Genomic DNA, 19,412 nt, shown 5'->3' with positions numbered 1-19,412 from the left:
AGAATCCGCGCCGGGCGGCGGTTCTCGGGCAGGAAAACCGTCGCGGATCGGCTTTTTGGATCAGCTCCAGCCGCCGCCATAGGTGCGATAGAAGACGTGCAGACCGATGCGACCAACCTTTTCCATCGTCTTCGCCCACTTCGGGCGGACATAGACTGCATGATAGTGAGTCGCCGAACCAACCTGCGGCAACCAGATCTTGCCCGCGGTGACCGCCATCGCCACTTCGCGGGCGATGCGCCAGTGATATTGCGAGTTGATGCGGTCCTTGATGGCATCGCAGGCAAAGGAGAACTGGCAGCGGTTGCGCCAGTCCTCATTCTGGTAGACGACGCCGCAGATGGTCTTGGGATAGGCCGGGTTGCGGACGCGGTTGAGAATGACCTGCGCCACCGCCGCTTGGCCCTTCACGGTTTCGCCGCGGGCCTCGAAATAGATGCCGGAGGCGAGGCACTGCTGCTCGGCGGCGGAAAAGACGGTGGGCGGCAGCACGCTTGCGGCCCAGGCATGATCCTTGGGGCCGATCTGCGGCACGAAGCGGCCGTCGTCCTTGTTCTCGGTCAGGATGGAATCGAAGGGCGACTGGCGGGCATAGTCGGGTGCCGCGGGCGCGAATGCCGTCGCCAGCACGTCAGCCTTCTGGCTGGTCACGAGATCGGCCAGCATCGGCGAAACGCCGCGATCGAGCTTCGGCGCTTCCTTTTTGTAGAAAGCGGTGGCGATCTCGATTTCCTTGCCGCGGATCTTCGGCTTCACGAAGGCGGACCTGTCCTTGAGATTGAACTTCGGTTCGAAGAGAAGCTGCGTGCGCTGAAGGATGGAGCCGGCGGAGAAATCCTTTGGCGGCTGCACGCGCTCGACGGCGACCACCCTGCCCTTCTTCTGCCCACGGTTGACGCGATCTTCGTCCTCGGTGTTTTCGTGGCCCTTGTCCCTGGCCATGAAGGCGACCTTGCGGCCATCGGGCAGCACCATGCCGGCGCCGGCTGATATCGCGCCCGTCACGGTCGGGTCGGTGAAGGTGAGTTCGGCCTGATGAATGGAGCCGGCCGGCGAATTGGTCATCACCATGCGCCAGTTTTCGCCCCCGTGGTCAAGGCCGGCGAGCAGAGCCGCGAGATCGGCATGAGATGCCATGGTCGGGAATACGAGCCACCCGCAGATACCGAAGAGAGCGGGAGAGCTCCATCTCTGAAGCAAGACACGCAGCTTGCCACGTGAACGGATATTTCGACGCAAAACCAGACTCCGGCATGGGACGCATGAACATGCCGTCAAAAATCTCTCATTAACCTTGATGCTTGGTTAATGCGCTGCCCCAGAAAGCTCCATGAGCAACTTGTATTTTACGAAAGACGCACAAAGCCCGGCGCGATGGCCGGGCTTTTTGAAAACGATGCGGTCAGATGATGACGTGGGAGCCGAGTTCGACCACGCGGTTGGCGGGAAGCCGGAAGTAATCCGAGGGGTTCGCAGCGGCATTGGCGAGCGCGATATAGAGGCGGTCCTGCCAATAAGGCATGCCCGACTTCGCATCCGGCACCAGCTTGCGGCGTCCGAGATAGAATGAGGTCGACATGATGTCGAACTTCAGGCCGGTCTTGCGCAAGGTCGCCAGCGCCTGCGAGACATTCTGCGATTCCATGAAGCCGAACAGCAGTTCCACACGCGAGAAGCGCTCGGAGATCTGCTCGACCTTGTAGCGATCGGCACTCGGCACGCGCGGCTTGTTGACGGTACGGATCGTCAGGATGACGTTCTTGTCGTGCAGGACGTGGTTGTGCTTCAGATTGTGAAGCAATGCTGCCGGGGCGGATTCCGGATCGCTGGTGAGGAAGATCGCCGTGCCCGGCACGTGCGCCGGCGAGTGATCGCTCTTGCGCTCGATCGAACTGATGAACGAGGCCAGCGGAATATCCGTGTGGCGGGTCTTTTCCATCAGCAGCGCCGAGCCGCGACGCCACGTCCACATGACGACGACGAAGGCGGTTGCGATCAGGACGGGGATATAGCCGCCATCGTGGATCTTGATCAGGTTGGCGCCGAGGAAGATCAGTTCCAGAACGAAGAGCGGCGCGAGCACCGCTGTCGCCGTCAGGGCCGACCAGTTCCACCGGGCGCGGACGAATTCGAAGGCCATGATCGATGTCACGACCATCGCGCCGGTGACGGAAATACCGTAGGCGGTCGAGAGCGAATCCGAACTTCCGAACGAGATGACGAGGAAGATCACGCCGAGGAACAGCAGGAGGTTGACCGACGGGACGAAGATCTGCCCGGTATTGGTCTCCGAGGTGAAGAGGATTTCCATGCGCGGCAGGAAGCCCAGGTTGATCGCCTGGCGGATCAGCGAAAAGGCGCCGGTGATGACTGCCTGGCTGGCGATGATGGTGGCGGCGGTGGCTAGGATCACGGCCGGCAGCAGCGCCCACTTCGGGAACATCAGGTAGAAGGGGTCGGACATGGCGTGCGGATTGCCGAGCACCAGCGCGCCCTGGCCGAGATAGTTGAGCGCCAGCGCCGGGAAGACCAGCACGAACCATGCCCACTGGATGGGGCGGCGGCCGAAATGGCCGAGGTCGGCATAAAGCGCTTCCGCGCCCGTCAGCGTCAGGAACACGGCGCCGAGTACGATCACGCCGAAGAAGCCCTCATGCATCAGAAAGCTCACGGCGTAATAGGGATTGAACGCGGCAAGAATGCCAAAGTCGTCGGAAATATGGGAGATACCGACGATGGCGAGCACGATGAACCAGAGTGCGGTGATCGGGCCGAAGTAGCGCGCCATGGTGCCGGTGCCGCGCGACTGGACGGCAAACAGCACCGCCAGGATGGCGACCGAGATCGGCACGATGTAGCTGCTCAGCGATGGCGCGACCAGCTTCAGACCTTCGACGGCCGAGAGCACCGACAGCGCCGGGGTGATCATCGCGTCGCCGAGAAAGAGTGCCGCGCCGACGAGGCCGAGCGTCATCAGCAGCGCGGTATGGCCGTTGGCCGTCTTCAGCAGCAGCGCCAGCAGCGACAGCGTGCCGCCTTCGCCTTCGTTATCGGCGCGCAGCAGCAGCAGCACATATTTGATGGTGACGATGATGGTGAGCGCCCAGATCATCAGCGAGACGACGCTGATGACCTCGAAACGGGTCAAGCCATCGGCGGCGACAGGCTTCAGCGCTTCGCGAAACGCGTAGAGCGGGCTGGTGCCGATATCGCCGTAGACGACGCCGACCGAACCCAGCGCGAGATAGAAGAGCTTGCGCGGGCTCATATGCTGGTCGTGTGAATGGCTGCCTTCGTGCATGAAATGAAACCAGGCTCTTCAGAGCCAGCCTTTCCATCGAAAAAAGAAGAAGGGGATGACGGCGGAAATCAGCATCAGCCCGAGCGAATAGGGATAGCCCTGGGCGAAATGCAGTTCCGGCATGAATTCAAAATTCATACCATAGATGGAGGCGACCAGCGTCGGCGGCAAGAACACAACCGAAGCGATCGAAAAAATCTTGATGATCGAGTTCTGCTCGATGTTGATCAGGCCGAGCGAGGCATCGAGCAGGAAGGTGATGTTGCCGGCGATATAGGATGCGTGCTCGGAGAGCGACTGGATATCGCGCGATACCGTCTTGCAGAGCTCCTTGGTCGCCCGGTCCTTCTGAACGGCGTCGACATTATAGAAGAAGGTCATCAGCCGCGACAGCGAAGCGAGACTGTCGCGCACCTTGCTCACCAGCCGATGATGCGCGGCGATGTCGCGCAGCTTCTCTTCCAGATAGTTGGCGGGCTTGCGCACTTTCCTGGCACGGTCGCCGAAGACGTGCTGGGAGAGAATGTCGATGCGGGCAACGGAGATCTCGAGGATTTCGGCGGTGCGGTCGATCACGGTCTCGAACAGCTTGGCGAGCAGGGCCGCGCCGCTGCGCCACTGTTCCGGCACCCGATGGAGCGCGGCGATGAACAGCGAGAAGGACTTCGGCTGCGCGTAACGGATGGTGACGAGGCGCTTGCCGACGAGGATGAAGGCGACATCGGTCAAGGTCGGGGCATCGGTCTCGGCCTTCCAGACCAGCGAGGCGGTCATGAAGACGGCATCGTTTTCGGTGTAAAGGCGTGCCGAAGGCTCGATGTCCTTCAGGTCCTCGCGGGTCGGGACTTCGATGCCGAGCGCGCTTTCGACGAAGCGCTCTTCGTCGCGGGTCGGCTCGATCATGTCGATCCAGACGACATCGTCGGGCAGCTTGCGCTCGCCGGAGAAGTCCGTCAGCGGGATGGACGTGCAGTTGGAGCAGTAAGCCGTGATCACCTGGCATTACTCCAAGGTTCGGCTGCGTTGGCGGCCGCCGCGATCCCGATCGACTGAAACTTCATAAGACTCCTGACGCAGCGGGCATCATCCCGCATGCGCATCATGCTCAACCGCATCGCAGTCACCAATCCTTGGACCGACAAGATAACTCCGGACATGCAGGTGGCGCAGATCCCCAAAGGGGCTGGCCATCAACGAGCATTCGCACAATCGCACGCATGGCGACGGCGCGCCATATGACGGAAAGCAGCGAAAGAATCAAGACATCTTACGTGAACTGCCCTGTTTGACCCTATTTCCTCCGCATTCCGGAGTCCCGCGGCGCGCAGCGCTCATTCGAAAACGATCGCCGGCGCATCGCGCTGCGGCTGACCGTTCAGCTGCTGCCAGACCTTGGCGGCGATGTCCTTATAGATGCCGGCGACGATACCGTTCGGCTCGGAGGCGACCAGCGGCGTCCCCGCATCCGAGGTCTCGCGGATGTTGATGGTGAGCGGCACTTCACCGAGGAAAGGCACCTCGATGCGCTCGGCTTCCTTGCGGGCGCCGCCATGGCCGAAGATATCGTAGCGCGTGCCGGTATCGGGCGCGATGAAGTAGCTCATGTTCTCGATGATGCCGAGAACGGGGACTTCCACCTTCTTGAACATGTTGAGGCCCTTGCGGGCATCGATCAGCGCCAGATCCTGCGGCGTCGAGACGATAACGGCGCCGGCGAGCGGCACTTGCTGGGCCATGGTGAGTTGCGCGTCGCCGGTGCCGGGCGGCATATCGACCACGAGGACGTCGAGTTCGCCCCAGGCGACTTCGCGCAGCATCTGCATCAATGCGGACTGCACCATCGGCCCGCGCCAGATCATCGCGGTTTCCTCGTCGACGAGGAAGCCCATGGACATGACCTTGAGACCGTAATTTTCCATGGGATTGATGATGCGGCCGTCGATCTGCGTCGGGCGGCCGGAGATCTTCAGGAGGCGCGGCATGGAGGGGCCGTAAATGTCGGCGTCGAGTATGCCGACCTTGAGACCATTGGCCTGCAGGCCGAGCGCCAGATTGACTGCCGTGGTCGATTTGCCGACGCCGCCCTTGCCGGATGCGACGGCGACGATCGCCCCGATGCCGGGAACGCCGATCTTGCCGGCGCGGGGCTGCTGCGGCTGTTGCGCGTGAGCGTGACCATGATGGCCGTGGCCGGCCTGCGGCTGCGGGCGCGACACAGGTGCATTGGCCGAACCGCCCTTCTTGTCGGCGGTGAGCGCGACGAGCGCGCCGTTGACGCCGGGCATTTCGCGAATGACGCGCTCGGCTGCCTGACGGAGCGGCTCCAGTTCCTTGGCGCGTTCGGCGGGCACGGTGATCGAGAAATAGACCTTGCCGTCGGAAATGAAGACATCGGAAACCATGCCGAGCTCGACGATATCATGCTCGAGATCGGGACCGCGGACTGTCCGCAGGGTTTCGAGAACCTGTTCCTTGGTAACGCCGGTCATTCCATCCTCACTGCCTTTATCGGCACTCTAAATAGAGGAGCGCCGCGCCTTCGCCAAACAAAATCGGTTGCGCGCCCAGGGCGCTCGCGAAGGCAATTGGGTGGGAGGTGCGGGAACGCCGTTTTGCCATCAAGTCCGCCGGGCTTCCGCCCTGATGGCACAACGACGTTCCGATGCATCCCCGGAACTAGAGCAATCAGGATAAAAGGCCAGCGAAAAGAAACGGGGAACCTGCGCTCATGCACCGAGCCGCATCGGACGTATCCCAAAAGCAACACCGCCGCCGATCTCAAAGCGCGAGGCGTCTTCGAGATCGGCGGCGAATGCAGGTCGCGCCAGTTTATCGGCGTCGTTACAAGGCCCCCTCTGGACCAGCTGGAAATAAGGAGGCAGAAACCGTGCCAACTGCGAAATTGCCGCGAAAGCCACGGAATCGGGCAGATCATCCAGGTTTCAAGCCTGCCTCTGACGCGATTTTAGGCGCGTTTTCATCAGAGCGCCTGCAATTTAATCACGTCTTTAAGCAGACTACTTGATAAGCCCGATGCGCAGCGCCTTGGCGACCGCCTGGGTGCGGTTGACGGTATCGAGCTTCTTGGTGGCGCGGTTCAGGTAATGGTTCACGGTATGCTCGGACAGCCCGAGGATATCGGCGATCTCGACGCTGGTCTTGCCGGCCGCCGTCCAGTTGAGGCAATCGATCTCGCGATCCGTCAGCGCGTCGGTAACGCGGTTGTCGAAGCTGCGGATCTCCGCCAGGCGGTCATAAACGTGGATCGAGATATAGTGCAGCTCGCGCATCTCTTCCGGGGTGAACGCCTCGCGGTCACCCGAGAATGAAATGGCGCCGCGGCTGCCTGACGGTTCGTGGGTCGGGAAGTAGGCGCAGCGCACCATCCGGAAGCGCTCGAACAATGCGGTAACTATGCCTCCCTTGCCATCGCTACGCTCGACCTTGGTTTCCGAGATGTCGTTATAAAAGGGCGCCGTCGAGGTTCTCAGCCGCCGCATGACGGGACTGTTGGTTACCAGTCGCTCATGGTCGTAAGCGGCCATGAGTTCGACGGGCCAGCTCGAGATCACCGTGCTGCTCTGCAGCTCGGAGGCGGTGGATTGCGGGAGGTTGAACACCATGAAAGCGCGCGAACGGTAGGCTTCAGTAACTCTCTTCATGAAGCGGAAAATATCGAATTGGGTCTTCAGCCCACCAATTTCGTTAACGTAGACGTCCACGGAAGATTCTTGCAACGGTGATGTCATTTATGTGTTCAACTCGAGTTTCATGTTGAGGCAGGTCGCGGCTTGTTCGTGCACCGCCCTAGATTGCACGGCCGCCACGCTTCTACCAGCACATACACCCCAGTATGGGGGGTTGACGAGTACCAATTGTGATGATTCGTCAGAAAATCTCAATATCAGGCTCACAATTAGCGTGCGCTCGATATTTCTTTGCCCGACAGGCTCTAATCACCGACGCGGACCGAGCCCGATGCGCATGCCACGCATGATGTTTTCTGCCGTTTCGCGTACCGGTTTGGCCCAGTCCTGAAGCCGCTCCATCGTCAGTCGGTAGGCAGGTCCGGTGACCGAAACGCCACCGATAAAAGATAGATTGTCGGACCAGATTGGTGCCGCGACGCAGTGAATGCCGACCTCGTGCTCCTCGCGATCGAAGGCACAGCCCCGATCGCGGATTTCGTCCATTTCAGCCGCGAGCGTTTCGGCGGTGTGCGTGTTCGGCGTAAACCGCTGGAACTCCAATTCAGAGAGCATTGCCTTCAGCCGCTCCGGCGGCAGGATCGACAGGGCCGCCTTGCCGACGCCGGTGCAATAGATCGGCGAGGCGTTGCCGATCTGCGAGTACATGCGCACCGGCTGCTGCCCCTCCACCTTGTCGAGATAGATGATCGACGTGCCGCGCAAGACGCCGAGATGCACGGTTTCGCCTGTCAGTTTCTGCAAAGCGGCGAGATGCGGCTCGGCCACCAGCCTGAACTCGTTGCGCGCCCAGCTGCGGGACGCGAGATCGAGAAGCCGCAGGCCCGGCAGGTAACGGCCGTCGTCATCCACCTCCAGAAGCCCCTCTTCGGCGAGATGGACGAGCTGGCGGTGTAGCGTGCCACGCGGCTGGCCTGCAACGGCAAGGATATCCGTAAACCGCATCGGACCTTCGGCATGTGTTACGAGATCGAGCAGCGCCATGAGCTTGCCCAGGGTACCGGTGTCGCGCCCTTCAGTCGGACCTTTTCTCGCACCCATCTCCGCTCCACATGCTTGACAGGCGCGAAGCGTAAATCGATAATTCCAAATAGTCAAATTAAGTTCCACATAATGGAATATGTGACGTCGGGAGGAAGCGTGGCACAGTTTCCGGAGTTCAGGGATCGAAGCGTGTTGATCACGGGTGGCGGCTCCGGCATCGGGGCCGCGATCGTCGAAGGGTTCGCGCGCGAGGGCGCCAAGGTCTCCTTCATCGATATTGCCGAGGAGGAGAGCCATGCGCTGGCCGATCGCCTGTCGCGCGACACGCTGCATCCGGTGCGCTTCCACCGGGCTGATCTGCGCGATGTCGATGCGATCAGGCGGACGGTGGACGAGGTGGTGGCGCATTCCGGCCCGATCGGCGTGCTCGTCAACAATGCCGCGCGCGACGATCGTCACGATCTCGCCGACGTTACCCCTGAGTACTGGGACAACAATCTGGCGACCAACCTGCGGCATGTGTTCTTCACGAGCCAGACGGTCGCGCCATCGATGCGCGAGGCCGGCGGCGGCGCCATCATCAACATGTCGTCGATCGCGTTTCTTCTGAACATGCCGGATTTCCCGGCCTATTCGACCGCCAAGGCGGGCGTGATCGGGCTGACGAAGAGCCTTGCGGGCAAGCTCGGACCGGACAATATACGCGTCAACTGCATTCTGCCTGGCATGATCGTCACCGATCGCCAGATGAAACTCTGGCTTACCGAGGACGGCATTGCCGAAACGGTCAAGCGGCAATGCATCAAAAAAGTCCTGCATGCCGACGCGATCGTCGGCCCCTGCCTGTTTCTAGCATCCGACTGCGCCGCCGCCATGAGCGCGCAGTCCATAATTGTCGATGGAGGCATTTTCTGATGACGAACCCCGCTTATATCGCGGTCGACTGGGGCACCAGCAGCTTTCGCCTGTGGCTGATCGGCGAGGATGGCAGCGTGCTCGGCGAAAGCCGCGGCAATGAAGGCATGACGGTGGCCGCGCAGTCAGGCTTTCCCGAGGTTCTTGCCAAGCATCTTCAAGAAGTATCGGCGCCCGCGGATATCCCGGTTATCGCCTGCGGCATGGTCGGCGCCAAGCAGGGCTGGGTGGAAGCAGGCTACACCGATGTGCCGACCTCACTGTCTGCCATTCTCACAGGTGCCGTTTCCGTGCCCGGCCAGAACCGCGACATCCGCATCCTCCCGGGCCTTGCGCAACGCGACAAGGCATCGCCGGATGTGATCCGCGGGGAAGAGACGCAGCTTCTTGGTGCGATCGGCCCTGACAGCACCGGCGCGCAGGCCGTGTGCATGCCCGGCACGCATTCCAAGTGGGTGCATGTGCAGGACGGCGAAGTCATCGGCTTTTCCACCTTCATGACGGGCGAACTGTTCGACGCGATCACCAAGCATACGATCCTGTCGCATGCCGTTGCCGGGGCCGAGCAGTCGCCGGCCGACAATTCCGCCTTCAAGGCATCGGTTTCGACTGCCTTCCGCCAGCCGCAGATGGCGACGAACCTGTTGTTCACGGCACGCTCCGGGCAGTTGCTGCACGGCCTTACCGCATCGGCGGCGCAGGCGCGGATTTCGGGTACGCTGATCGGCCTGGAGATCTCGGGCGCGCTTTCGGATGCCGCCAACGACACGCCGATCGTGCTCGTCGCCTCCGGCAGGTTGCAGAAGCTCTACGAAACCGCCTTCAAGGCGCTCTCCCTCAACGTCACGACCATCGACGCCGATACGGCGGTGCTCCGCGGCCTTTCGGCCGCCGCAGCCGCGATCTGGCCCAAGTAAGAAAGAACAGAACGATGAACCGCATCCCCTTCCCCGCCATGAAGCGTCCCCTGATCGCCATTCTGCGCGGCATCGCGCCGGCCGAAGTCGAAAGCGTCGTCGGCACGCTGATCGAGAACGGCCTGACCGCGATCGAGATCCCGCTGAACTCGCCCGAGCCCTTCAAGTCGATCGAGATCGCCGCCAAGATGGCGCCGGCCGACGTGCTGATCGGCGCCGGCACCGTGCTGACCACCGAAGCCGTCGACAGCCTGAACTCGGCCGGCGGCAAGCTGCTGGTGACGCCGAACGTCGAGCCCGACGTGATCATCCGCGCCCGCGACTACGGCATGGTCACCATGCCCGGCGTATTCACCCCGACCGAAGCGCTGGCTGCCGCCCGCGCAGGAGCCACCGGTCTCAAATTCTTCCCGGCCAGCGTGCTCGGCCCATCCGGCATCACCGCCATCCGCGCAATCCTGCCGCCGGACCTCGTCATCGCCGCCGTGGGCGGGGTTTCCGACAAGAATTTTTCCGACTACACCAAGGCCGGCATCCTTGCCTTCGGTCTCGGAACAAGCCTCTACAAGCCGGGAATGACGGCCGCCGAGGTTGCCGAACGCGCCAAGACAACCATCTACGCCTATGATGCCGCGGTTGGAGATTAAGGCGTATGACGGAAGTTCATGAATTTGCAGGCAAGACTTTAAGCGAGACCAGCTCGGTTCTGGGCGAAGGTCCGACCTACGATCCGGATACCAATACCGTCTGGTGGTTCAACATTCTCGGCAAGGAACTGCACGAGCTTAACCTCTCGACGGAAGAAAAGAAGGTTCACACGCTGCCGATGATGGCGAGCGTACTTGCCCGCATCGATGCCGAGCGGCAGTTGCTGGCGACCGAGGAGGGCCTGTTCGTGCGCGATATCGCCAGCGGCCAGCTCACCTTCTATGCCGGCCTAGAGAACGACAAGCCCGAAAACCGTTCGAACGACGGCCGTACGCACCGGTCCGGCTCGCTCTGGGTCGGGACGATGAGCAAGCGTGCTGAAAACCAGGCCGGCTCGATCTACCATGTCGGCGGCGGCAAGGTGACGAAGATCTTCGAAGGCATCAGCATTCCGAATTCGATCTGCTTTTCGCCCGACGGCTCGATCGGCTACTTCACGGATACCCGGCTCAGCCGCCTGATGCGGGTCATGGTCGACCCTGCAACCGGCCTTCCGACCGGCGAGCCGATCGTGCTCGTCGACACCATGGAAGAGACCGGCGGCATTGACGGTTCGGTGGTGGATGCCGACGGCTATATCTGGAACGCGCGCTGGGGTGCCGGCAGCGTCGATCGCTACAGCCCCGACGGCCTGCGCATCGCCCGCTACAAGGTGCCGGCCGCGCAACCCTCCTGCCCGGCCTTCATCGGCGCCGACGCCGACCGGCTGGCCGTGACCACCGCCTGGGAAGGTCTCGACGACGATGCCCGCTCGACGCAGCCGCAGGCCGGTTCTCTTCTGGAACTCGGCATTGCCGTGCGTGGCGTCCTCGACCCGGCCTATGTGATCTGAAACGGATCAGAATTTGACGTTTGAAAGGGGCGCTTCTGCGGAGGCGCCCCTTGTTTTTTGGTCGGCCGGGAGGCCCCAAACTCTGCAACGTGTGCGATAAAAGTTCCCGGACAAAACGCGATTTTTTCGCTCATTTTTTCGGGAACCAATAGCCAACCCATTCATTTCAATAGGGAACCGGTCAGGCAGACAAGCTCTCTAAGGGCGATGCAGGACTAGAGGTCACTCAAGGAACGTAAAAAGGTAGGTTCGAAATGACACGCAAACTTATGACGACCGTTGCCGCTGGCGCACTGTTTGCCACGGCTTTCGCACCGGTAGCATTTTCGCAGAGCGCGACCCAGCCGGCAACGCCGGGTGCTCCGGCCATGAATTCTCCGGCCGATCCGGCCGCACCGCCGAAGACCCCTGATGCGGCTGCGCCGGCCGGCGGTGCGGCTCAGGCTCCGGCTCCCGCCGCTTCGACCGACACGGCTGCCGCGGGCGGCAGCTATCTGACCGAACAGGCAGCCGACCAGGTCAGCGCCAACACCTATATCGGCCAGTCGGTCTATAACGGCCAGAACGAGAGCATCGGCAAGGTCAGCGACCTGATCATGAAGAAGGATGGCGGACTTGTCGCAGCCGTGATCGGCGTGGGCGGCTTCCTCGGCATCGGCGCCAAGAACGTGGCAGTTCCGATGGACAAGATCACCGTCGCCCAGAATACCCAGGACGGCAGCGTCAAGCTGACGACCTCGGAAACGGCCGATACGCTGAAGGCAGCGCCTGAGTTCAAGACGCTGGAAATGCAGTCGGCCGAAAAGGCACCGGCAGCGGGTGCAACCGACACCACGTCGACCGGTTCCACGACGAACCAGTAATGTTGTGCGTGTAAACTGCGCAGTGAGTACCGGCGGCGTCCCCAGGGGCGCCGCCGGATTTGTATTTTGGTCACTTTATCTCGACCACAGCTTCGGAAAGTATTGTGTGCCAGCGATTATGTGAGAACGCGGCAGAAGGATGAAGCATCCGAATAGCCCTGATTGGATCGCTCATGCCTACATCTACAAAATTGCCGTTGAAGTCCCACGGTTTTGGCAAAGCCGAAGGCCAATGATTGCGAATAACATACGGAAAAAGGGAATAACCCCAGACTACCAACACTTGCGGCTTCAAGTCATTTAGAACCCGCTCAAAGGGCTCGACGGCCATTGCAAAATGTTCGGCTGTTGGCCGATCGCTTCTCGCAGAATCTGCCAATATGACGGGGATATAGTTATAGAATGCGACAGACTGCCAAACACCAAACTCGCCACGAAACTCATTGCTGGGTAAACCACTGGGGCCTTTCCCAGACAGCGCCCAAGCGAAATTGTCTAGCGTGCGCATCCATTCTCCGCGCGTCCGCGTGGCTCCGTAATATTTCATGACGCTTGCGTCAGGTCAGGGACAATTGAGCCCTTCGGGTGCTCTTTTGAATGATGGGATTCACCCACAACAAGGATGCGTTTTCCATTCAAGAACTCAGAGTTCCAATATTTCTCGCCGACCCAAGGCTCGAACATCTATAAGTCTCCGCCAAACAAAATAACTAAGCGCTGACCCGCTCGGCGGGGTTATAGTAATTCTCATGCAGGTAGCGCAGCGTGGCGATGCTGTCGGCGGGGCGACCGAAGTGGTAGCCCTGGCCCATGCCGCAGCCGAGCGCTCGCAGCTTCACCGCTTCCGAATAGTCCTCGATACCCTCGGCCACGACTTCCAGGTCGAGCCCTTCGCACATCGTCAGGATTGCCTTGATGATATGCTCCGACGCACGGTCGGAATTGATGCGGGACACGAAGGCGCGGTCGATCTTGATCTTGTCGAACATGAAATCGCGCAGGCGGCCGAGGCTCGACTGGCCTGTGCCGAAATCGTCGAGCGAGATGCGCACGCCTGCCTGGCGCAAATCGGCAATGATGCGATTTGCCGTATCGGCCGAACCCATGACGGCAGTTTCGGTGATCTCCAGTTCCAGCCGGTGCGGATCGAAGCCGACGCGGCCGAGAATGGAGAGCACGCTGGAACTGGTGCCGGGGTCCATCAGCTGTGCCGAGGAGAGATTGAACGAGAGGAACAGCTCACGCGGCCATGACAGGGCCGCTTCGGCCGCCTTGCGCAACAGCGCTTCCGACAGCGCGTCGATGAATCCGCGCTCTTCGGCGAGCGGAACGAAGACACCCGGCGAGACGAAACCGAGATCGGGATCGTTCCAGCGCGCCAGCGCCTCGAAGCCGACGACCTGCGAATTGGCGAGCGACACGATCGGCTGGAAGTGCACGTCGATGGCATCGGAGATGATGGCGTTTCGAAGTGCCTGCTCAAGCTGCGTGGTGCGTTTCATCTCCTGCGCGATCTCGCGCGAATAGACCGTGATCTGGCCGCGGCCGCGGCGCTTGGAACGATAGAGCGCGGTTTCGGCGCTCTTCAGCAGTTCCTCGTATTCCTCGCCCGCGAAGGGGTGAATGGAAAAGCCGAAGGAGGCGGAGAGACGGACGTTGCGATCACCGAGATCATAAGGCGCCGACAGCACCTCACGGATCATCTGGCCGAACTTTTCGGCCCCCGCCCTTTCGAAGATAAGGGGAAGCACAAAGGCGAACTCGTCGCCACCGTGGCGCGTGACCAGCGCACCGTCGGGGATGCAGGCCTTCAGCCGGTGCGCGACCTGGCAGAGGATTTCGTCGCCGGCGAACGAGCCGAAGAGATCGTTGATCGGCTTGAAGGAATCGAGATTGGCAATGCCAATGGCGAATGGAGCCGGGTCGCTTGCGCGCTCCGCCGAAATCTGCGCGATCCGGTCGCGCATCCGATAGCGATTGCCGAGCCCCGTCAACGGATCCGTATAGGCCATCGTCTGCAGTTCGCTTTGACTCACTGGCATCACAGGCATTTCAGCCGACATCATATTGCAGACCCAGGACCTTACCCACTGGCCACGAAGGATGGCCGTCAAGTCTTAAGAATTCGATATGGGAAACCGCTTATAGACAGCGGAATTCCTCCCTAAAATTAGGGAGTTGACCGGTTTCGGCCATTACAGCGAGGCGCGCTGACGCTCGCTTCCGAGATGCTTCTGGAAAACCCCCTGAAGGATATCCGGGCTCACCGGCTTCATGACGACGTCGTCCATACCGGCGCGGGCGCATTCGGCGCGGTCGCGCTCGAAGGCCTGGGTCAGGACGCCGATGATCGGCGTTTTCGAACTGCCGTCCTCTTCCATCTGACGGATCAGCCGGGCTGCCTCGAAGCCGTTCAGACCCGGCAGCGAAATATCCATCAGGACGATCTTCGGCTTGTGTTCGGTCCACAGCCGCACAGCCTCGTCGCCTGTCGGCGCGATGAGATAGCTGTAGCCGAGCCCCTCGAGGATCTGCGAGAAGACGATCTGGTTGATATCGTTGTCTTCCGCCACCAGTACGTCGAGCGCGCGATCGTCTTCCGAGGTGCTGATTTCCCAGTCGGTGTCGATGGCGTCGGTGAAACTCGAGCGATGGCTGCGGTTGAAGTGCCGGGCGATCTGATAGGTCAACTCGTTGGCAAGCTGGAAGCCGTCCATGACGAGCGAGGGAATGCCGTGCTGCTCGGCAAGCTCGAGGCAGCGCATGCCGAGCTGGTTGTCGATGATGATCAGATCGAGCGAAATGCCGGCCGAGCTGATGATCTCCAGGAACTGCTCCTCCTCGTCCTCGCCGCGCAACGAGCAGGCCTCGAAGCCGTATTTGGAGAGCGTACGCAGGGCGGCCGTCTCCGCGCCGATATCGGCGGTGACGACGAGGATCTTGCGGCCCGAGAAATTTTCCGGAACGATCGCTTCCATGGCGGCCGGTTCCCGGCGCTCGGTGGCGTTGATCGGCACATAGGCGCGCTTGTAGGAATGCTTGCTGGAGGCGGTGATGCTGGAGGCAAGCTCGAATTCTTCGAGGTCAGCACCCTCGCGTGGCAGATCCTGCATGGTGGCGACGAGGAAGTATCGGCCGGGCTTGCCGATGCGGTGCTTGCGCGTGACGATGTCGCGCTCGATGCCGTCGCGTGCCACTTGGCGCTGACGGGAGATCGACATCTCGCCGGTCTCCAGCACGTGGCGGTCGCTCTCTTCGAAACGCTGTGTCGTTTCCGGGGAGAAGATATCGCCGCTCTTGCGGCCCAGCACCTCGTCCACCGTCGTCTGATACTTCTCGCAGAAGGCGATGTTGACGGCGACGTAGTTGAGATTGCGGTCCTTGACGAAGAGCGGGAACGGCAGGTTGTCGAGGACGTCCTCGGTCAACTGCACACGCTCGAGGTCGGCGCGCCACTGTCCCTCGCGCTTCTTCTCTTCCGAAATGTCCGATATGGCGCAGACGCCGTAGCCGCTCGGCAGGCGGCGCTTCTGGAAGCGGATCCAGCGGTCCTTGCCTTGCCGCTCGACGGCCTCGAAGCGCTCGCGCCAATGCGAGGCGATCTTTTGCGACAGCCAGTCCTCGCGGCCCACTGCCTCGGCTCCGATCGTGCTGGCGCGGATGCCGGTATCGTATATGGCGCCGAGAAAGTCGCGAAGCCTGGTTCCGGGCTTCAGCATGTCGCAGGGAATGGGAAAGAAATCAGTGACCTGACGGCTGGCGAACAGCAGGTGGTCTGTCTTGTCGTAGATGATGAAGGCGGAGGCGAGGCTTTCGCAGATCGCATCGAACAACGCCGTCTGCAGGCTGGCTTCAGCCGGCATCTCGCCACTCACAGATGATGTGTCCGCTTTTTCGAAGCCGGCACTCATTCACACGCGTCCCAAATTCGTACGACTGGATAGTCCCCTCGAAGGTAAGGCGCAAAATGGCAGTTTTGTCTTAAGGCGCGCTTAATTTTAAGCAGCAGAAATCCAAGGCGGGACAATGGCTTGCCCTCGCGCTTTCGCCCTTCCCTCGGGGCGGCGAATCCACGACAATAGAGACATGGCCATCAGACAGCTTTCCGAAACGCTCATCAACCAGATCGCCGCCGGCGAAGTCATCGAACGGCCGGCGAGCGCTGCCAAGGAACTGATCGAAAACGCGCTCGACGCCGGTGCGACGCGCATCGAGATCGCCACGTCCGGCGGCGGCAAGAGCCTGCTGCGCGTGTCCGACAACGGCTCCGGCATGGACGCGAGCGATCTCGAACTGGCGATCCGTCGGCACTGCACGTCTAAAATCTCCGAGACGCTCGACGACATCCGCACGCTCGGCTTTCGCGGCGAGGCCCTGCCCTCGATCGGTTCCGTCGCGCGGCTCAGCATTTCCAGCCGCCGCAGGGACAGTGCCGGCGGCAGCGAGATCTCGGTTTCGGGCGGCAAGATCACGCATATCAGGCCGTCCGCCGCCAATCCCGGCACCATCGTCGAGGTACGCGACCTGTTCTTCGCGACGCCGGCGCGGCTGAAGTTCCTGAAGACCGAGAAGGCGGAAGCCGCCGCGATCACCGAGATCGTCAAGCGCATGGCGATCGCCTTCCCGGCCGTGCGCTTCGTGCTGTCAGGCACCGACCGCACGACGCTCGAACTTCCGGCCACCGGCGACGACCATCTGGCGCGGATGGCGCAGATCCTCGGCAAGGATTTTCGCGACAATGCCATCGAGATCGACGCCGAGCGCGAGGACATCACGCTCACCGGCTTTACCGGCGTGCCGACCTTCAACCGCGGAAACTCCGCCCACCAATACGCTTTCGTCAACGGACGGCCGGTGCAGGACAAGTTGATCCTATCGGCGATCCGCGGCGCCTATGCCGAGACGATCCCCTCCGGGCGCTATCCGATCGCGGTGTTGTCGCTAAGGCTCGATCCCGCGCTGGTCGATGTCAACGTGCATCCGGCGAAATCGGACGTGCGCTTCCGCGACCCGCAACTGGTGCGCGGCCTCATCATCGGCGCGATCCGCGAGGCGCTGGCCCGCGACGGCAGCCGGGCGGCGACAACCGGCGCCGACGGCATGCTGCGCGCCTTCCGCCCCGGCTTCCAGCCCAACGCCTATCGCCCGCAGCCGCCGCAGCAGCCATGGTCGGCGGAGACTTCGCCGTCGCGACCTTTCGCCATGCCGGTCGGTGCCGGCTTCGCTGAGCGCCCGCAGGCCTCCTTCGACGGACTGGCCATGCCGACGGCGCGCGCCGAGGCGGCTCAACCGTCGAACTGGACGCCCCCTGCCCCCGCCGCGAACACGGACGCGCCGCCGCAATTCGTGCTCGGCGCGGCGCGCGCCCAGATCCACGAGAACTACATCGTGGCGCAGACCGAGACGGGGCTCGTCATCGTCGACCAGCACGCCGCGCACGAGCGGCTGGTGTTCGAGGCCATGCGCAAGGCGCTGCATTCCAAACGGCTCGCCTCGCAGGTGCTTTTGATCCCCGAGATCGTCGACCTGCCGGAAGAGGATTGCGACCGGCTGATGCAGTTCGCCGCCGAGTTCTCCGAGCTCGGGCTCGCCATAGAGCGCTTCGGCCCCGGCGCGATCGCCGTCCGCGAGACCCCTGCCATGCTGGGCGAGGTCGATGCACCGGGCCTGATCCGGCAGCTCGCCGACGAGATCGCCGAGTGGGACACCGCCTCCGGCCTCTCGGCCAAGCTCGAATATGTCGCCGCGACCATGGCCTGCCACGGATCGGTACGCTCCGGCCGCCGGCTGCGACCGGAGGAGATGAACGCGCTTTTGCGGCAGATGGAAGTGACGCCCGGCTCCGGCCAGTGTAACCACGGCCGCCCGACCTATATCGAGCTCAAGCTCTCCGATATCGAGCGGCTGTTCGGGCGCAGCTGAAAAACGCTGGCAATGGCATGCGCGCCGGGTTATGTCAGCGCCATGAAAGACCACAGGGAACGGAGCGCATGAACTTGTTCGAGGGCCAGGGAAACCGCGAAGCGAAGATACGCTATCTCGATGCGGATTTTCAGATCCTGTCGCCAGGTTCGCATGTGATCTGCGTCATCACCGGCAAGCAGATCCCGCTCGACGAACTGCGCTACTGGAGCGTCGCCCGCCAGGAACCCTATGCCGACGCGGTAGCTTCCATGGAAGCTGACAAGCGCGCGGGCGTGCTGCCGAACCAGAAGCGGTAAGTCATTTTCTCCGACACCATGTGAACCGCCGGCATTCTTCCCGCGGCCATCGCCTCGTATACCGATGACCGCGGGGCGATATCAGATTCGCCCGGTGTGCGGGCCGATCAGCGTTGTCACTTCCGTCACGCGGTCCGCCGGGAAGCCGCCCTCTTTTGCGTGGCGGTAGATCACGTCGGCGCTTTCGGCCTCGTGAACGCAATACATCTTGTCTCCCGTTACGTAGCTTGTGATCCAGCGATAGGGAACGCCAAGGCTGTCGACCACGGCGTTCGACTTGGCCGAGATTTGCTGCAGCGTCCTGGCGTCCATGTCGCCAAGGCCCGGGATGTTTCGTTCAACGACAAATTGCGGCATGTTGAAGTCTCCTTGATTTGATGAATTGCGCCGCTCAGCCATGCGCATGGCGGCAGCTGACCTGCGGGTTCATGTCCGAGAACGGTCCCTTGGGGTTGTCCTTCCAGGCCCAGACATGAAGCTCGTAGAAGGCCGGCAGGCCGTAGCGATTGGGCGCGCCGGTGAAGCTGAAGAGCTGGCCGCCGAGGTTCGCAGGCCCCTTGGTGGTGATGTACTCGACGGCGACAAGCTTCATCTTGCCGTGCTCGTCGGGCTCGTACATGACCGCCTCGGGTTTGGTGATGTCGAGGTTTTCATCCTTGATGAGGTCGGCATTGACGAAGTGGATACCCATCGCGCCGCCATCCACGCCGCTGGTGCAGGGGATCGGCGCGTAGCCTTCCTTGATAGCCTGGGCGACTGTCTCGAAGCGGCCGTTGGCCTTGCGGACCTGGCCGACGAGACCCTGACCGACGAAGCCGGGCTCATCGCCGGCGGCCGCCATATGCTGGCTTGCCAGCAGCGCAACCGCCGCCAGCGCAATCATTGTCGATTTCATTATTCGATTGCCTCCGGAAATTGAAAAATCGGTTCACCGGATCTTGTCCGGCGGCATCGGTTCTAATGG

General features: G+C 61.8%; 18 protein-coding genes. 7 read left to right on the top strand and 11 right to left on the bottom strand.

Features of this window, described 5'->3' with window-relative positions; genetic code table 11:
* Positions 1 to 60: 60 nt before the first annotated feature.
* The 6 genes from QTL95_RS11730 to QTL95_RS11705 form a co-directional block, all read right to left on the bottom strand.
* On the bottom strand, positions 61 to 1,239 hold the full coding sequence (locus tag QTL95_RS11730; RefSeq protein WP_289720135.1) for a cell wall hydrolase: 1,179 nt from the start codon (positions 1,237 to 1,239) through the stop codon (positions 61 to 63).
* 163 nt (positions 1,240 to 1,402) lie between these two features.
* Entirely contained in the window at positions 1,403 to 3,301 is a 1,899-nt protein-coding gene (locus QTL95_RS11725) for a potassium transporter Kup (RefSeq protein ID WP_289720134.1), read from the bottom strand.
* Positions 3,302 to 3,319: 18 nt separating this feature from the next.
* The gene (locus tag QTL95_RS11720) at positions 3,320 to 4,297 is read right to left on the bottom strand and encodes a magnesium transporter CorA family protein (RefSeq protein WP_289720133.1); all 978 of its coding nucleotides are present in this window, start codon (positions 4,295 to 4,297) and stop codon (positions 3,320 to 3,322) included.
* Between the two features lie 335 nt (positions 4,298 to 4,632).
* Positions 4,633 to 5,790: an iron-sulfur cluster carrier protein ApbC gene (gene apbC, locus QTL95_RS11715; protein WP_289720132.1), complete on the bottom strand. Its 1,158-nt coding sequence runs from the start codon at positions 5,788 to 5,790 to the stop codon at positions 4,633 to 4,635.
* Between the two features lie 528 nt (positions 5,791 to 6,318).
* Positions 6,319 to 7,050, bottom strand: a complete 732-nt coding sequence (locus tag QTL95_RS11710; RefSeq protein WP_289720131.1) for a helix-turn-helix transcriptional regulator — start codon at positions 7,048 to 7,050, stop codon at positions 6,319 to 6,321.
* Positions 7,051 to 7,257: 207 nt separating this feature from the next.
* Positions 7,258 to 8,049 carry an IclR family transcriptional regulator gene (locus QTL95_RS11705; protein WP_289720130.1) on the bottom strand — a complete coding sequence of 264 codons (792 nt, stop codon included), beginning with the start codon at positions 8,047 to 8,049 and terminating at the stop codon, positions 7,258 to 7,260.
* 72 nt (positions 8,050 to 8,121) lie between these two features.
* Between QTL95_RS11705 and QTL95_RS11700 the strand changes: the two genes are divergently transcribed.
* The 5 genes from QTL95_RS11700 to QTL95_RS11680 all read left to right on the top strand — a co-directional run bounded on the left by QTL95_RS11700 (position 8,122) and on the right by QTL95_RS11680 (position 12,227).
* Positions 8,122 to 8,907, top strand: coding sequence for an SDR family NAD(P)-dependent oxidoreductase (locus QTL95_RS11700; RefSeq protein ID WP_289720129.1), 786 nt, complete (start codon positions 8,122 to 8,124; stop codon positions 8,905 to 8,907).
* Positions 8,907 to 9,824, top strand: coding sequence for a 2-dehydro-3-deoxygalactonokinase (locus QTL95_RS11695; RefSeq protein WP_289720128.1), 918 nt, complete (start codon positions 8,907 to 8,909; stop codon positions 9,822 to 9,824). Before QTL95_RS11700 ends, QTL95_RS11695 begins: the two co-directional genes overlap by 1 nt.
* A 14-nt stretch (positions 9,825 to 9,838) precedes the next feature.
* The gene (locus QTL95_RS11690; RefSeq protein WP_289720127.1) at positions 9,839 to 10,471 is read left to right on the top strand and encodes a 2-dehydro-3-deoxy-6-phosphogalactonate aldolase; all 633 of its coding nucleotides are present in this window, start codon (positions 9,839 to 9,841) and stop codon (positions 10,469 to 10,471) included.
* Positions 10,472 to 10,476: 5 nt separating this feature from the next.
* Entirely contained in the window at positions 10,477 to 11,364 is an 888-nt protein-coding gene (locus tag QTL95_RS11685; RefSeq protein WP_289720126.1) for an SMP-30/gluconolactonase/LRE family protein, read from the top strand.
* Between the two features lie 254 nt (positions 11,365 to 11,618).
* Positions 11,619 to 12,227, top strand: coding sequence for a PRC-barrel domain-containing protein (locus QTL95_RS11680; protein ID WP_289720125.1), 609 nt, complete (start codon positions 11,619 to 11,621; stop codon positions 12,225 to 12,227).
* A 70-nt stretch (positions 12,228 to 12,297) separates the two neighbouring features.
* Here the strand turns inward: QTL95_RS11680 and QTL95_RS11675 are convergent, their stop codons facing one another.
* The 3 genes from QTL95_RS11675 to QTL95_RS11665 form a co-directional block, all read right to left on the bottom strand.
* Positions 12,298 to 12,735, bottom strand: a complete 438-nt coding sequence (locus tag QTL95_RS11675) for a hypothetical protein (protein ID WP_289720124.1) — start codon at positions 12,733 to 12,735, stop codon at positions 12,298 to 12,300.
* A gap of 202 nt (positions 12,736 to 12,937) precedes the next feature.
* Positions 12,938 to 14,269, bottom strand: coding sequence for a putative bifunctional diguanylate cyclase/phosphodiesterase (locus tag QTL95_RS11670; RefSeq protein ID WP_442981285.1), 1,332 nt, complete (start codon positions 14,267 to 14,269; stop codon positions 12,938 to 12,940).
* Positions 14,270 to 14,422: 153 nt separating this feature from the next.
* Entirely contained in the window at positions 14,423 to 16,138 is a 1,716-nt protein-coding gene (locus QTL95_RS11665) for a response regulator (RefSeq protein ID WP_289720122.1), read from the bottom strand.
* A gap of 175 nt (positions 16,139 to 16,313) precedes the next feature.
* Between QTL95_RS11665 and mutL the strand changes: the two genes are divergently transcribed.
* The gene (gene mutL, locus QTL95_RS11660; protein ID WP_289720121.1) at positions 16,314 to 18,149 is read left to right on the top strand and encodes a DNA mismatch repair endonuclease MutL; all 1,836 of its coding nucleotides are present in this window, start codon (positions 16,314 to 16,316) and stop codon (positions 18,147 to 18,149) included.
* A 68-nt stretch (positions 18,150 to 18,217) separates the two neighbouring features.
* Positions 18,218 to 18,448, top strand: coding sequence for a DUF2093 domain-containing protein (locus tag QTL95_RS11655; protein WP_289720120.1), 231 nt, complete (start codon positions 18,218 to 18,220; stop codon positions 18,446 to 18,448).
* A gap of 81 nt (positions 18,449 to 18,529) precedes the next feature.
* Here QTL95_RS11655 and QTL95_RS11650 read toward each other — a convergent pair whose 3' ends face one another.
* Complete coding sequence (locus QTL95_RS11650; RefSeq protein ID WP_112534393.1) at positions 18,530 to 18,805, bottom strand: DUF4242 domain-containing protein; 276 nt, start codon at positions 18,803 to 18,805, stop codon at positions 18,530 to 18,532.
* A 34-nt stretch (positions 18,806 to 18,839) separates the two neighbouring features.
* On the bottom strand, positions 18,840 to 19,343 hold the full coding sequence (locus QTL95_RS11645; RefSeq protein WP_289720119.1) for a hypothetical protein: 504 nt from the start codon (positions 19,341 to 19,343) through the stop codon (positions 18,840 to 18,842).
* Positions 19,344 to 19,412 lie beyond the last annotated feature (69 nt).

Source organism: Rhizobium sp. S152 (assembly GCF_030380735.1).
Classification (GTDB): domain Bacteria; phylum Pseudomonadota; class Alphaproteobacteria; order Rhizobiales; family Rhizobiaceae; genus Rhizobium.
The sequence above is the reverse complement of the archived record's forward strand: the minus strand, read 5'-3'. Positions and strand labels throughout refer to the sequence as shown.